Origin of the sequence: Nocardia veterana NBRC 100344 (genome assembly GCF_000308855.1) — a bacterium.
GTDB lineage: Bacteria > Actinomycetota > Actinomycetes > Mycobacteriales > Mycobacteriaceae > Nocardia > Nocardia veterana.
The window spans coordinates 208,494-221,500 of the sequence record NZ_BAGM01000117.1; the positions used below are offsets into that span (position 1 = coordinate 208,494).

The following is a 13,007-nucleotide window of genomic DNA, read 5'->3' on the forward strand; positions in this document are numbered from 1 at the left end:
TGCAATCAGACAAAAATGTTCATAGGACCTATCCGTCCTTCGGGCCGATCTTGTTACATGGGCCCGACCACACCCGCCGGCCACGGATCGGCCTCATTTCGACATTCGCTGATGAACACCGAACCAATCTACCGCCCGCTACCGACAAGGAACCAAGAAGGGCGATAGCGCTGCGACATCAGCGCAGGCCCGCTTGCTCGAACCGAATCGGGGTGTGATGCGCGACCCCTCCCTCGGGTGGGAGCCGGTGTCTCGGCGCGATCGCGGGATGTCACGAGGACGTCACGCGCCCCGCCCGGACATCGGATGCCGCTCCCGCCGCGGGTCGTAGAGATGCGACTGCGCGCAGTCCGAAGCCGGGGCGAGCGCCCGACCCACCAGCACCACCGCGGCCTGCCGCAAACCGGCGGCCTCGACCTGGTCGGCGATGTCGGCGAGGGTCCCGCGCAGAATCTGCTGCTGCGGCTGACTGACGCGATAGACGACCACCGCCGGACAGTCGGCGCCGTACTCGGCCGTCAGCTCGACGGCCAGGGTCCGGATCCGCGTGATCGCCAGATGCAGGACCAGACTCGCCCGGGTCCGCGCGAAATCGGCCAGCGCCTCGGACTCCGGCATCGCGGTGGAGCGGGCCTGCGTCCGGGTCAGCACGACCGACTGCACCACCTCGGGCACGGTCAGTTCGCGGCCCAGGACCGCGGCCGCCGCCGCGTAGGCCGGCACCCCCGGTGTCACGTCCCAGCCGATCCCCCGCTCGTCCAGCCGCCGCGTCTGCTCGGTCAACGCCGAATACAGGGAGGGATCCCCCGAGCACAGTCGGGCCACATCCTTGCCTTCGGCGTCCGCCCGGGCGCAGTGCTCGACGATCTCGTCCAGATCCAATCCCTGGGTGTCGATCAACTCCGCTCCCGGCGCGCAATGTCCGAGCACCTCGGGATCCAGATAGGTACCCGCATACAGACAGACCGGTGATTCCCGCAGCAACGTCACCGCCCGCACGGTCAGCAGATCGGCGGCTCCGGGGCCGGCCCCGATGAAGTGCACGGTCATGGGCCGAGTGTAGGTGGGGGCGGACCGCGGGCAGGGCGGCCGCCCACGCCGGCACCGCCGGACAGGACCGGGCAGTGCCGGCCGTCCGCAGTTCGGTCAGCGCACGGAACCCGAATCGGCTGTGCCGCGCCGACTTCGGGACCGAGCGACGAGCCCGGGCCGGAGCGGTTGCCGTCCGCACCGGACGCACCCCGCCGGGAACGGGCTCGAATTCGCTGGGTTCACCCCGGCCGCAGCGGCGTAAAGTTGTGGCCGGGGTCATCCATAAGTTCGAAGGTGACCACGATGACGAAGTTCGTTCAGACCATCGAGTTCAAGACCTCACGGCTCGACGAGTTCAATCACACTCTGGATCAGTGGCTGACCGCCACCGAGGGCAAGCGCCTGGCGACCCACGCGATGGAAACCAGGGACCGCGATCGCGACAACACCTATCTGCAGATCGTGGAGTTCCCGTCGTACGAAGAGGCGATGGCTAATTCCGAGCTGCCCGAGACCACCGGATTCGCCGAAACGCTCGCCGCGCTGTGCGACGAACCGGCGGTATTCCGCAACCTCGACCTGGTGCGCGAGGACGATATGGACTCGCACCCCGCCACGTCACTGCTGGTGAAGAACTTCGATTCCGCCGACGAGACGCGGGAATTCGAAGCCGGCAGCGGGCAACTCCAGGTCGTGCAGGCTCCCGCCGGCGCGGTCGGCCGGGCCGTCTTCCAGCCGGGCTGGCGCTGGTCCACCCACGTCAAGCCGATCGCCGGCACCGACAGCTGCCAGGCCGCGCATATCGGCTACTGCGTATCCGGCCGGATGCACATCCGGATGGACGACGGCACGGAATGCGACGTCGGCGCGGGTGATTTCATGCAGTGCCCGCCCGGACACGACGCCTGGACCCTCGGCGACGAGCCCTGCGTGATGATCGACTGGGCCGCCGCGGCCGACTACGCCCGCCGCCGCTGAACCGTTGGTCTAACCGGTCATATTCAGTCCACCGAGGATCTTGACCGGGCGAACGCGCACCACCAGCTCGCCGGGAACCGCGTTGCGTTTGCCGAATTCCTCGGCACGATCGGCGCCCATGTATCGGGCGGCGATGGCGGTCGCGGTTCGCAGCAGTTCGTCCGGGTCCTCGGACAGCGTGGCGAGGCCCTGCACCTGGAAGTAGGCGTACGGCGGTTCGTCGAGATCCACGCAGAGGGCGACTCGGGGGTCGCGAGCCAGCGCCTTGCCCTTGGCGGTGGTCTTGCCCGTGTTGAAGACCAGATCGTCGCCGTCGAGGATGAACCACACCGGATTGACGATCGGACGGCCGTCGGAGGCCACGAGCGCCAGTTTGCCGGTGCGGGTTCCGGCGGAAAGGAATTCGCGCACATCGGGGTCGTTGATCGAAGGCATACCGCCACCCTAGGAAGCGGTGAATCATCCGCGGGGCTCGACACGCCCCGGGCGATGTCCCCGCGGGCCCGCCGCGGACCGGATCTCCCCGTTCGAGCGGCCGCGCAGCGGCCTCAGATCGCGCCGCGTTCCCGCGCCCGCGCCACCGCGGAGGTGCGCGACTTGACTCCCAGCTTCGAATAGATATGCACCAGATGGGATTTCACGGTGGTCTCGCTGAGGAACAGGCGCTTGCCGATGTCGCGGTTGGAGTGGCCGTCGGCGACCAGCCGTAGCACCTCGATTTCGCGGGCGCTCAGGGTACTGTCCGGTTTACGGACCCGGGTCATGAGTTTGGAGGCCACCGAGGGCGACAGCACGCTCTCCCCCGCCGCCGCGCCGCGAACGGCGGCCAGCAGGTCGGCCGGTGGGGTGTCCTTGAGGATGTAGCCGCACGCGCCCGCCTCGATGGCGCCGAGGATGTCGGCGTCGGTGTCGTAGTTGGTGACCACCAGCACGTTCGGCGGCTCGGACAGGGCACGCAACGCGGCGGTGGCGTCCACACCGGATTTGCCGGGACCGAAGCGCAGGTCCATCAGCACCAGATCGACCTCGGTGGTACTGCAGAAGGCCACCGCTTCCTCGGCGCTGGCGGCCTCGCCCACCACCGTGATGTCTTCGCCGGAATCGAGCAGTGCCCGCAGACCGGCCCGGACGATCGCGTGGTCGTCGGCGAGCAGGAGCCGGATCACGATCGGTCCTTTCCCGAAGAAGGTTCGGCCGCAACGGATTCCACCTCGGACACGACGCCGCGCCGGTCGTCCGATGCGGGGCCCGACAGCCGCGCGGCATGCTCAGGCACGTCACCGTCGGCCGCGTGCAGCGGAAACGAGACCGCGACGGCGGTATGCCCCGGCTCCGATTCCACCTCCATCGTGCCGCCCTGCTGTTCGACGCGGCTACGCATCGCGTTGAGCCCGAAGGTGCCGCGCCCGAACACCGCCGGATCGATTCCGATGCCGTCGTCGACCACGTCGAGGCGTACGGCGTCGTCTGCGTAGGTGAGGGTGATTCGCATCCGATCGGCCCGCGCGTGCCGCACCACGTTCGACACCGCACCCTGCGCCACCCGGACCAACGCCGCCTCGATCGGCATCGGCAGCCGCATCGGCGTGCCCTCGACCACGGTGCGCGCGCTGAGTCCGGGACCTTCGGCACGGCGAGCGAGCCGTTCCAGCGCGTCGCCGAGCGACTGTCCTTCCAGGGCCGCGGGGGTGAGGTCCCCGATCAGCTGCCGGGTTTCGGCCAGATTGTCGGCGGCTGTTTCGCGAGCGAGCCGAATCTGTGGCAGCGCGGGGTGATCCGGCGCGTCGCGTTCGGCGGCATGCAACAGCATCTGGATGCTGGACAGCCCCTGCGCCACGGTGTCGTGGATCTCCTGCGCCAGCCGTTCGCGCTCCGCCAGCCGGCCCGCGGTGCGTTCGCGTTCGGCGAGAGCGGCTCGGGTGGACAGCAATTCGTCGATGAGTGCTTGCCGGTCGGCGGCTTCCCGGAACAGCGCGCGATAACCCAGCCCGATCGCGATCGCCACGATCGCACCGAGCACCGGACCGACGACCCCCGCCACCGACCAGCCCTTGTGCAGCCCGAAACCGACCACCGACACCGCCGTCGCGGCCACCACCGCCGCCAGCCCCCACAGCCTCGGGAGCAGATGCAGATACAGGAAGAACAGTCCGAAGACGAGATACACGGCATCCGGCGCGAGACCGATCAGCGCCAGCCAGAGCAGGGTCAGCCCGGCGAGCCAGAATCGCGCGGCGACCGGCCGTCCGCGCAGCAGTCCGCCCGCGAAGTAGACGATCAGGAACAGCGCCGCGAGCACGATCACGGGCACGGTGTGCGCGGAGTCGCCGCCGGCGGGCACCATCGCACGCACCACCACGACCACCGTGAGCGCCGTCATCAACACGTGCAGGCCGACCTGCAGTGCGGCGAAGACGGGGGTCAACGGAGAGCGGTGCACGCTGCCAGCTTATGCGGGGTTACCGTGGCGGCATCCATCGAAAGATGGAATCACCGGTCGACCGTCGATGGTGCCACCACCGTCCGCGATGGCGATGCGCGCGGCGCCCGCCATCGCGAGGGTGGAGGCATGTTCGTCGCACTGCGAGATCTGCGGGCCGCACGGGGCCGTTTTCTGCTCATCACCCTGGTGGTCACCATGGTGGCGCTGCTGGTGAGCTTCCTGAGCGGGCTCACGGCCGGGCTCGCGCACCAGAATATTTCCGCGCTGCAGCGGCTGTCCGGCGGCACCGTGGTCTTCGCCGACACCGGGACGGACCCGTCCTTCGAGACCTCGGTGCTGACCGGGGACCAGGTGCAGCGCTGGCAACGGAACTCCGAACACGTGGAGCCGGTGGGCATCGGTCGCGTCCAGGCCGGGCGAGCGGATTCCGCCCCCGCGCCGGTCGCGGTGTTCGGGGTCACGGGAAGCGCCTTCGGCAATCCAGTGGTTACCGAGCCCGGCACGGTGGTGCTGAGCCGGGCCGCCGCCGACCGGCTCTCGGCCACGACCGGTGACCAGGTCGAGCTCGGCGCGCAGACCTTCACCGTCGCCGGAATCGGCGGCGACGACTGGTACGCGCACACTCCCGTGGTGTGGACCACGCTGCCGGACTGGCAGCGGCTCGATCCGCGCGGCGGTGCGGCCACCGTGCTCATCGCCTCGGGGGTCACCGATCTCGATGCCCTGAACGAGGCCGCGCATACCCGTACGACCAGCGTGGCCGGTTCGCTGCGGGCGATCGGCTCGTATCAGGCCGAGAACGGCTCGCTCACCTTGATGACGGTCATGCTGTTCGTCATCTCCGCCTTGGTGATCGGCGCGTTCTTCACCGTGTGGACCATTCAGCGCACCCCGGATATCGCGACGTTGAAGGCGCTGGGCGCCACCACCGCGCAACTGGTCCGCGATGCCCTCGGACAGGCGCTGATCGTGCTACTCCTCGGCGTCGGTGCGGGAGTCGGAGTTACCGCGATCGCCGGGACGTTCCTCGCCGGCTCGGTGCCGTTCGTGCTCAGCGCCTCGACGACGGTGGCGCCGGCGCTCGCGCTGATCGGGCTCGGACTGCTCGGCGCGGCATTCGCCCTGCGCTTCCTCCGCACCGCCGACCCACTGACCGCCCTGCATCAGGCCCGTTGAATCCGCTTACCGCACAGGAGTTTTCGATGTCCACCACCTTGTCCGTCGCCGACCTCACCCTCACCTACCCGGACGGCGCCGGCCGTGTCACCGCGCTCGACCGGGTCGCGTTGACCGTGCGCGGTGGTGAGATCGCGGCCATCACCGGGCCATCCGGTTCCGGTAAATCCAGTCTGCTGGCCGCGGTGTCGACGCTCGTGCGTCCGGACGCCGGCCGAATACTGCTCGACACCGGGGGCACCCACATCGATCTGGCCCGCGCGAGCCGGCGCGAAGCGACCACCCTGCGCCGCGAGCGCATCGGGATCGTCTTCCAGCAGCCGAACCTGATCCCCGCCCTGACCGCGGTCGAACAGCTCGAGGTGATGCGGCACCTCGGCGGTCGTTCGATCGTCTCGCCGCGACTGCGACGCCGAACCCGCACGGAGGCAATGGATCTGCTCGACGCGGTCGGTCTTCGCGGTCACGAGCAGAAGCGCCCGGCACACCTGTCCGGCGGCCAACGCCAGCGCGTCAACATCGCCCGTGCCCTCATGAACAACCCCGCCCTGCTGGTCGTCGACGAACCGACCAGCGCCCTGGATCAGGACCGCGGCGCCGCCATCATCGACCTCCTCCTCGAGGTGGTCCGCACCCACGACACCGCCACCCTCCTGGTCACCCACGACTCCGCCCACCTGCACCGGATGGATGCGGTGTACCGCATGGTCGACGGCCGCCTGTCGATCGCCCGATCCACCCAATCGGCGGCTTGACCAGGCAATTTCCTGTCCGCGAGACCACCGACGAGGATCTGCTCGACCGCTGGGTCGAGCGCGCGATCGGCGCACCCACGCTGACGCGGTGTTCGACGCCTGATGCCGAGCCGATGGCCGAGCTGACCGATCCCGGCCGCCGGGGCCGGGCTATCCCCTCGCGGTCGGCACCCGGACCGCGGCGTACCAGCTCAGCAGGTCGGGGTTGTCGACCGCGCTGCGTTCCACTACCCGGTCGACGTCCGCGCCCTGGAACAGCTTTTTGATCGGGACCTCGAGTTTCTTGCCGGTGCGAGTGTGCGGAATCCCGGGGGCGGCGATGATCTCGTCGGGGACGTGGCGGGGTGAGACCTCGCGGCGAATGGTGTCGGCGATCCGCTGTTTCACCTCGTCGGTCAGCTCGGCGCCGGGGGCCGGCGTGACGAACAACGGCATCCAGTAGCCGCCCTCGGGCTGTTCGACACCGATAACCAGGGCCTCGGCGATCTCCGGAAGTTGTTCCACCGCTTGATAGATATCGGCCGAACCCATCCGGATGCCGTGGCGGTTCAACGTCGAATCCGATCGCCCATGCACGATGACGCTGCCGTGGTCGGTGATCGTGATCCAGTCGCCGTGCCGCCAGACACCCGGGAACATCTCGAAATACGCGGCGCGATACCGCGTTCCGTCCGGATCGTTCCAGAACGATACCGGCATGGACGGCATCGGTGCGGTGATCACCAGCTCGCCCACCTCGTCGCGCACCGGTCGCCCCGACTCGTCCCAGGCGTCCACCGCCGCGCCGAGGAACGGCGCCGACAACTCGCCGGGCCAGACCGGCACCGTGCGCACGCCGCCGATGAAGGCCGACACCACGTCGGTGCCGCCGCTGATGGAATTGACCTGTACGCGGTCACCGACGTTGTCGCGCAACCAGAGTGCCGACGACGGCGGCAACGACGATCCGGTGATGCCGAGCGACCGCAGCGCCGACAGATCATGATCGCGGCGCGGCACCGCACCGGCCTTGATGCAGGCCAGGACATAGCCCGGACTGCTTCCCAGCACGGTCGTGCGGGTGCGCGCGGCCAGGTCGAACAGCGAATCCGGATGTGGATGGGTGGGGCTGCCGTCGTAGCAGACGATGGTCGCGCCCACCAGTAGTCCCGCGACCTGGAAGTTCCACATCATCCAGCTGGGGCTGGTGTACCAGAAGAACACGTCGTCGCGACCGATATCCGATTGCAGCGCAGCGGCTTTCAGATGTTCGAGCAGGACGCCGCCGTGCCCGTGCACGATACCCTTCGGCAGGCCGGTGGTGCCGGAGGAGAACAGAATCCACAGCGGATGCGCGAAATCGACCCGCTCGATGGACAATTCGGCACCCTCGGGCGCGGCGACCGCATTCCAGTCCAGAGTGCCGGGCATCGCGGTACCGAGCCGCGACACCATGACGGTGGCGCGCACGGTCGGCAACCCCGCCCGCAGCGCGGCGATATCGTCGCGCTTGTCGTGCTCTTTCCCACCGAAGCGGTAGCCGTCCGCGGTGACCAGGACCACCGGTTCCAACTGCCCCAGCCGGTCCAGCGCCGCCTTGGCCGAATAGTCCTGCCCGCACGCGCTCCACACCGCGCCGATACTGGCCGAAGCGAGGAAGGCGACGACCGCCTCGGGAATGTTCGGCAGGTAGCCGACCACCCGGTCACCGGGCCCCACTCCGAGCTCCCGCAGGGTCGCTGCGAGGGCGGCGGTGCGTCCCAGCAGCTCCGACCACGAAATCTCGGTCAGGCCGTGTTGCTCGTCGGCAGCGAGGATGGCCGGCCGGTCGGTGCGGGCGTTGCGGGCGACCAGGTCGACGTAATTGAGTCGCTGTCCCGGAAACCATTGCGCGCCGGGCATGGTCGCATCCGCGAGGACGGTCTCCGGCGTGCCGCCGAGTTCGAAGTAGTCCCAGATCGCGCCCCAGAATCCGGCGAGGTCGGTGACCGACCACTCCCACAGCGCCCGGTAGTCGTCGAACTCCCGCCCGATCCGAGCTCCGGCGAACCGTGCGAAATCGGTGATGCGCGCCGCTGCCACGTCCGCCGCGCTGGGCTCCCACTGCGGTTCCACCATCTGCCTCCTACCGTGTTCCCGCGCGCTGGAGAATCCGCTCGGCGTGCCGGATCACCGGACCGTCCACCATGCGGCCCTCGAAACTGAACACACCACGGTTGCGGGGTACCTCCGCCAGTACGCGCCGGGCCCAGTCCACTTCGTCGTCGCCGGGGGCGTACGCCGCTCGGATGACCGCGAGCTGCTTCGGGTGGATGGCCACCTTGACGTCGTAGCCGACGGCCACCGCTTCGTCGCATTCGGCCCGCAATCCGTCGAGGTCGGCGATGTCCAGATACACCGAGTCGAGGGCGAGCTTGCCGTACGCCTTCGCCGCCAGCAGCGCGGTCGAGCGCAGCTGCCGTGCCACATCGCGGTAGCTGCCGTCGGCGCGGCGGCTGGAATTGCCGCCGAGTCCGGCGACCAGATCCTCCGCCCCGGCCATCGAGGCGATCGCATTCGGTTCGGCCATGACCGCTTCGGTACGCAGGGCCCCCAGCGGCGATTCGAACAGCGCGATCACCTCGTAGTCGGACAGCAGCGAGAGCTGTTCGGCCGATTCGCATTTGGGCAACATGAGCCGGTGGTAGGAGGTCGAGGCCAGGGCGGACAGGTCGGCGTCGAAGTCGTGGGTTCCGGCGGCATTGACCCGGACCACCGTGCGCTCCGGATCGAGCGGTGTCGCCAGCAGTACCTCGCGGGCGGCCTCCTTGTCCCCGGCCGCCACCCCGTCCTCCAGATCGATGATCACGACATCGGCTGCGGCAGCAGCCTTTTCGTAGCGTTCGCCGCGGTCGGCGGGACAGAACAGCCAGGCCGGGCCCGGAGGTTCCCAACTCATCCCGGCCCCCTACTCGCCGTCCGGGCGCATGCGCATGAGGGTCTTGCGCACCGCGGTGGCCACCACGTCGCCGTGCTGATTACGGCCGGTGTGGACGAAGGTCGCGATGCCCTCACCCGGCCGGCTCTCGGACTTGCGTTTGGCCGTCACCAGCGTTTCGGCGTACAGGGTGTCGCCGTGGTACATCGGCTTCGGGAAGGTGATCTCCGAGAAGCCGAGATTGCCGACGATGGTGCCCTGGGTCAGTTGCGTCACGGACAAGCCGACCAGAATCGACAGAGTGAGCATGGAATTGACCAGCCGCTGATTGAACGGCGGCAGCGCGTCGGCGAAGGCCGCGTCCAGGTGCAGGGCCTGGGTATTCATCGTCTGTGTCGTGAAGCCGACGTTGTCGGCCTCGGTAATGGTGCGGCCGGGCCGATGTTCATACAGCACACCGACTTCCAGCTCCTCGAACCAGAGCCCGCGCTGCACCACCCGGCGTACCGGTTCCACCGTTTCGCTCACAGTCCCAGCTCCCGTCCGATCAGCATCAACTGCACCTCGGTGGTGCCCTCACCGATTTCCAGAATCTTCGAATCCCGATAATGCCGGGCGACGGCGTATTCGTTCATGAAACCGTAGCCACCGAAGATCTGGGTGGCGTCGCGGGCGTTGTCCATCGCGGCCTCGCTGGCGACGAGTTTGGCGATGGCCGCCTCCTTCTTGAACGGCTTGCCGGCCAGCATCAGCGCGGCCGCGTCGTAGTAGGCGGTGCGTGCCGCGTGGGCGCGGGCTTCCATTCGCGCGATCTTGAACGCCACCGCTTGGTTGCGGCCGATGGTGCGGCCGAACGCCTCGCGTTCCCCGGCGTAGCGCACACTCTCGTCGACGCAGCCCTGGGCCGCGCCGACCGACAGCGCCGCGATCGCGATCCGCCCCTCGTCGAGAATCCGCAGGAAGTTGGCATACCCGCGCCCGCGTTCGCCGAGCAGATTGGCCTGCGGCACCCGCACATCGGTGAAGCTCAGCGGGTGGGTGTCCGAGGCGTGCCAGCCCACCTTGTTGTATGCCGGTTCGGCGACGAATCCGGGGGTGTCGGTCGGCACGAGAATGGTGGAGATCTCCTTCTTCCCCGCCGTCTCACCGGTCACCGCGGTCACCGTCACGAGCCGGGTGATGTCGGTGCCGGAGTTGGTGATGAACTGCTTGCTGCCGTTGATGATCCACTCGTCCCCGTCGAGTACGGCGGTGGTGCGGGTACCGCCCGCATCACTGCCGGCACCCGGCTCGGTGAGCCCGAACGCGGCCAGTGCGCGGCCGGAGGTCAGCTGCGGCAGCCACTGCTGCTTCTGCTCCTCGTTACCGAAGCGGTAGATCGGCATCGCGCCCAGCGACACACCCGCCTCCAGTGTGATCGCGACGCTCTGGTCGATCTTGCCCAGTTCCTCGAGCGCCAGGCACAGCGCGAAGTAGTCGCCGCCCATGCCGCCGTACTCCTCCGGGAACGGGAGCCCGAACAGACCCATATCGGCCATCCCGGCGACCACGTCGTACGGGAAACTGTGGTCCGCATCGTGTTTCGCCGCGACCGGCGCGACCACCTGATTCGCGAAGTCGCGGACGGTCAGGGCCAGGTCCCGGTACTCCTGCGGCAGCGTGCCGGTGGACAGGAAATCGCTCATGCGTGTGCCTCTTTCTGCTTGTTGCCGGCGCCCTGTTCGCCGTCCGGTCGGGGCGCTGCGGCGATCCGGGCCAGCACCTGCTCGACCTGCACCTGATCGCCCGCCGCCACCAACAGCTCCACGGTCCCCGCCACGGGCGCGGTCAGGGTGTGTTCCATCTTCATCGCCTCGACCACCACAACCGGGGTGCCGGCGGCCACCTCGGTGCCCGGCTGCACGTGCACCGCGATCACCGAACCCGGCATCGGGCTGAGGATCTGGGCGTCGGTGAGCTGCTCGTCTCCGCCGCGCAGGCTGGGTTCGGCGACCTCGCGCACCGCGACCACGCCGTCGGCACCGGCCACCCAGATCGGTCCGTCGGCCTCGGCGACCCGGTACCGGATACGAATGTCGTCGAGTGTCATCGTCAGCACCGCACCGTCCAGGGTCGCGGTCAGCGGGCGGGGTTCGGCGTCGTCCACCGCTACCGAGGCCGCTGTGGGCGCCCCCGTAATCGCCACGTGCACAAGGCGATCCCCGCCCTCGAGCCGCAGCACGGTCGGTGCGGGCGCACCGATCCGCCAGCCGTTCGGAATCTCCCACGGCCCGCGCGGCGCGGCCGGCCAGGTACGTAGCCAGCGGGTGACGGCCGCCGCGATGAACTGCTCGTCGGTGACATCGGCGGGCCGGAAGTCGCCCGCGCGTCGATCGAGCAGGCCGGTGTCGAGCGCGCCGCGGCGCACGTCGGGGTCGGCCAGCAGGAAGCGAAGGAAATCGGTATTGGTCCGCACACCCAGAACCTCGGTGTCGGCCAGAGCTCGGTCCAGCCGGAGGAGCGCCGTATCGCGGTCGGGGCCGTGCGCGATGACCTTCGACAACATCGGGTCGTAATCGCTGCCGATCACGCTGCCCGTGCGTAGGCCGGAATCCACTCGCACGCCCGGGCCCTGCGGTTCGGACAGGGCCAGCACGGTGCCACCGGTCGGCAGGAAGTCCCGGCCCGGATCCTCGGCGTAGACGCGGGCCTCCATCGCGTGCCCGGTGAGCTGGATATCGTCCTGCTGCGCGATGATCTTCTGCCCGGCCGCGACGCGCACCTGGCATTCCACCAGGTCCACGCCGGTCACGAGTTCGGTGACCGGATGCTCGACCTGCAGCCGGGTATTCATCTCCATGAAGAAGAATTCGTCGGGGCGGTCGGCCGAGACGATGAATTCGACGGTTCCGGCGCCGACATAGTCGACACTGCGGGCGGTATTGCAGGCCGCGGCGCCGATACGAGCGCGGGTCTCGGGATCCAGCAGCGGCGAGGGCGCCTCCTCGATCACCTTCTGGTGGCGGCGTTGCAGACTGCATTCCCGTTCGCCCAGATGCACGACGTTGCCGAATCGGTCCGCGAGCACCTGGACCTCGATATGCCGCGGGGTCGCGACGAAGCGTTCCAGGAACAGTGTGTCGTCGCCGAAGGCGGACGCCGCCTCCCGGCGCGCGCTGACCAGGGCGGCGGGCAGATCGGCGGGATCATCGACCCGGCGCATCCCCTTACCGCCACCACCGGCCGACGGCTTGACCAACACCGGGTACCCGATACCGGTTGCCGCGGCGATCAATTCGGCATCCGTGAGCCCGGGCCGGGCGATACCGGGCACCACCGGAACGCCGAAGGCGGCGACCGCGGTCTTGGCCGCGATCTTGTCCCCCATGATCTCGATCGCCCGCACCGGCGGGCCGAGGAAGACGATGCCCGCCTGCTCCAGCGCCGCGGCGAAGGCCGAATTCTCCGACAGGAAGCCGTATCCCGGATGGACCGCCTGCGCACCGGAACGCAGTGCCGCGTCCACCACGCGGTCGATGTCGAGGTAGCTCTGCCGCGCCGGCGCCGGTCCGAGCCGGACCGCGATATCGGCCTCGGCCACGTGCCGGGCGGTCACATCGGCATCGCTGTAGACCGCGACCGAGCGAATGCCCATGGCCCGCAATGTCCGGATCACCCGGACCGCGATCTCCCCGCGATTGGCGACCAGCACCGTGTCGAAGGAGACCGGTTGAGATTTGTTCAGCAT

The 13,007-nt window shown here is 68.8% G+C and carries 12 protein-coding genes; 3 read left to right on the forward strand and 9 right to left on the reverse strand.

Annotation, left to right across the window (positions count from 1 at the left end; genetic code table 11):
• Window positions 1–282: 282 nt before the first annotated feature.
• Window positions 283–1,050: a precorrin-4 C(11)-methyltransferase gene (gene cobM / locus ON37_RS22615; protein ID WP_040722048.1), complete on the reverse strand. Its 768-nt coding sequence runs from the start codon at window positions 1,048–1,050 to the stop codon at window positions 283–285.
• A 285-nt stretch (window positions 1,051–1,335) separates the two neighbouring features.
• On the opposite strand from cobM, the gene ON37_RS34310 reads away from it, so the two are divergent.
• Window positions 1,336–2,010, forward strand: coding sequence for a cupin domain-containing protein (locus tag ON37_RS34310; protein WP_245553362.1), 675 nt, complete (start codon window positions 1,336–1,338; stop codon window positions 2,008–2,010).
• A 9-nt stretch (window positions 2,011–2,019) separates the two neighbouring features.
• Here the strand turns inward: ON37_RS34310 and ON37_RS22625 are convergent, their stop codons facing one another.
• The 3 genes from ON37_RS22625 to ON37_RS22635 all read right to left on the reverse strand — a co-directional run bounded on the left by ON37_RS22625 (window position 2,020) and on the right by ON37_RS22635 (window position 4,450).
• The gene (locus tag ON37_RS22625) at window positions 2,020–2,445 is read right to left on the reverse strand and encodes a PPOX class F420-dependent oxidoreductase (protein WP_040722050.1); all 426 of its coding nucleotides are present in this window, start codon (window positions 2,443–2,445) and stop codon (window positions 2,020–2,022) included.
• Between the two features lie 113 nt (window positions 2,446–2,558).
• Window positions 2,559–3,176: a response regulator gene (locus tag ON37_RS22630; protein WP_040722051.1), complete on the reverse strand. Its 618-nt coding sequence runs from the start codon at window positions 3,174–3,176 to the stop codon at window positions 2,559–2,561.
• Entirely contained in the window at window positions 3,173–4,450 is a 1,278-nt protein-coding gene (locus ON37_RS22635) for a sensor histidine kinase (protein WP_174362139.1), read from the reverse strand. The genes ON37_RS22630 and ON37_RS22635 overlap by 4 nt, the downstream gene beginning before the upstream one ends.
• Window positions 4,451–4,579: 129 nt before the next feature.
• Here ON37_RS22635 and ON37_RS22640 point away from each other — a divergent pair, with 129 nt between their 5' ends.
• A complete protein-coding gene (locus ON37_RS22640; RefSeq protein ID WP_040722122.1) occupies window positions 4,580–5,629 on the forward strand; it encodes an ABC transporter permease in 1,050 nt (349 codons plus the stop codon).
• Window positions 5,630–5,655: 26 nt separating this feature from the next.
• A complete protein-coding gene (locus ON37_RS22645; RefSeq protein ID WP_040722052.1) occupies window positions 5,656–6,384 on the forward strand; it encodes an ABC transporter ATP-binding protein in 729 nt (242 codons plus the stop codon).
• A gap of 150 nt (window positions 6,385–6,534) precedes the next feature.
• Here ON37_RS22645 and ON37_RS22650 read toward each other — a convergent pair whose 3' ends face one another.
• The 5 genes from ON37_RS22650 to ON37_RS22670 are packed head-to-tail and all read right to left on the reverse strand — an operon-like array spanning window position 6,535 to window position 13,007.
• A complete protein-coding gene (locus tag ON37_RS22650) occupies window positions 6,535–8,481 on the reverse strand; it encodes an acetoacetate--CoA ligase (RefSeq protein WP_040722054.1) in 1,947 nt (648 codons plus the stop codon).
• 7 nt (window positions 8,482–8,488) lie between these two features.
• Window positions 8,489–9,301, reverse strand: a complete 813-nt coding sequence (locus ON37_RS22655; RefSeq protein ID WP_040722056.1) for an HpcH/HpaI aldolase/citrate lyase family protein — start codon at window positions 9,299–9,301, stop codon at window positions 8,489–8,491.
• Window positions 9,302–9,310: 9 nt separating this feature from the next.
• Complete coding sequence (locus ON37_RS22660; RefSeq protein ID WP_174362140.1) at window positions 9,311–9,808, reverse strand: MaoC family dehydratase; 498 nt, start codon at window positions 9,806–9,808, stop codon at window positions 9,311–9,313.
• The gene (locus tag ON37_RS22665) at window positions 9,805–10,965 is read right to left on the reverse strand and encodes an acyl-CoA dehydrogenase family protein (protein WP_040722057.1); all 1,161 of its coding nucleotides are present in this window, start codon (window positions 10,963–10,965) and stop codon (window positions 9,805–9,807) included. Before ON37_RS22665 ends, ON37_RS22660 begins: the two co-directional genes overlap by 4 nt.
• Window positions 10,962–13,007: an acetyl-CoA carboxylase biotin carboxylase subunit gene (locus tag ON37_RS22670; protein WP_051031923.1), complete on the reverse strand. Its 2,046-nt coding sequence runs from the start codon at window positions 13,005–13,007 to the stop codon at window positions 10,962–10,964. The genes ON37_RS22665 and ON37_RS22670 overlap by 4 nt, the downstream gene beginning before the upstream one ends.

Coding starts and splice junctions, on each gene's coding strand:
- cobM (WP_040722048.1), bottom strand. CDS start 1,050: ATGACCGTGCACTTCATCGGGGCCGGCCCCGGAGCCGCCGATCTGCTG.
- ON37_RS34310 (WP_245553362.1), top strand. CDS start 1,336: ATGACGAAGTTCGTTCAGACCATCGAGTTCAAGACCTCACGGCTCGAC.
- ON37_RS22625 (WP_040722050.1), bottom strand. CDS start 2,445: ATGCCTTCGATCAACGACCCCGATGTGCGCGAATTCCTTTCCGCCGGA.
- ON37_RS22640 (WP_040722122.1), top strand. CDS start 4,580: ATGTTCGTCGCACTGCGAGATCTGCGGGCCGCACGGGGCCGTTTTCTG.
- ON37_RS22645 (WP_040722052.1), top strand. CDS start 5,656: ATGTCCACCACCTTGTCCGTCGCCGACCTCACCCTCACCTACCCGGAC.
- ON37_RS22650 (WP_040722054.1), bottom strand. CDS start 8,481: ATGGTGGAACCGCAGTGGGAGCCCAGCGCGGCGGACGTGGCAGCGGCG.
- ON37_RS22655 (WP_040722056.1), bottom strand. CDS start 9,301: ATGAGTTGGGAACCTCCGGGCCCGGCCTGGCTGTTCTGTCCCGCCGAC.
- ON37_RS22665 (WP_040722057.1), bottom strand. CDS start 10,965: ATGAGCGATTTCCTGTCCACCGGCACGCTGCCGCAGGAGTACCGGGAC.
- ON37_RS22670 (WP_051031923.1), bottom strand. CDS start 13,007: ATGCTGAACAAATCTCAACCGGTCTCCTTCGACACGGTGCTGGTCGCC.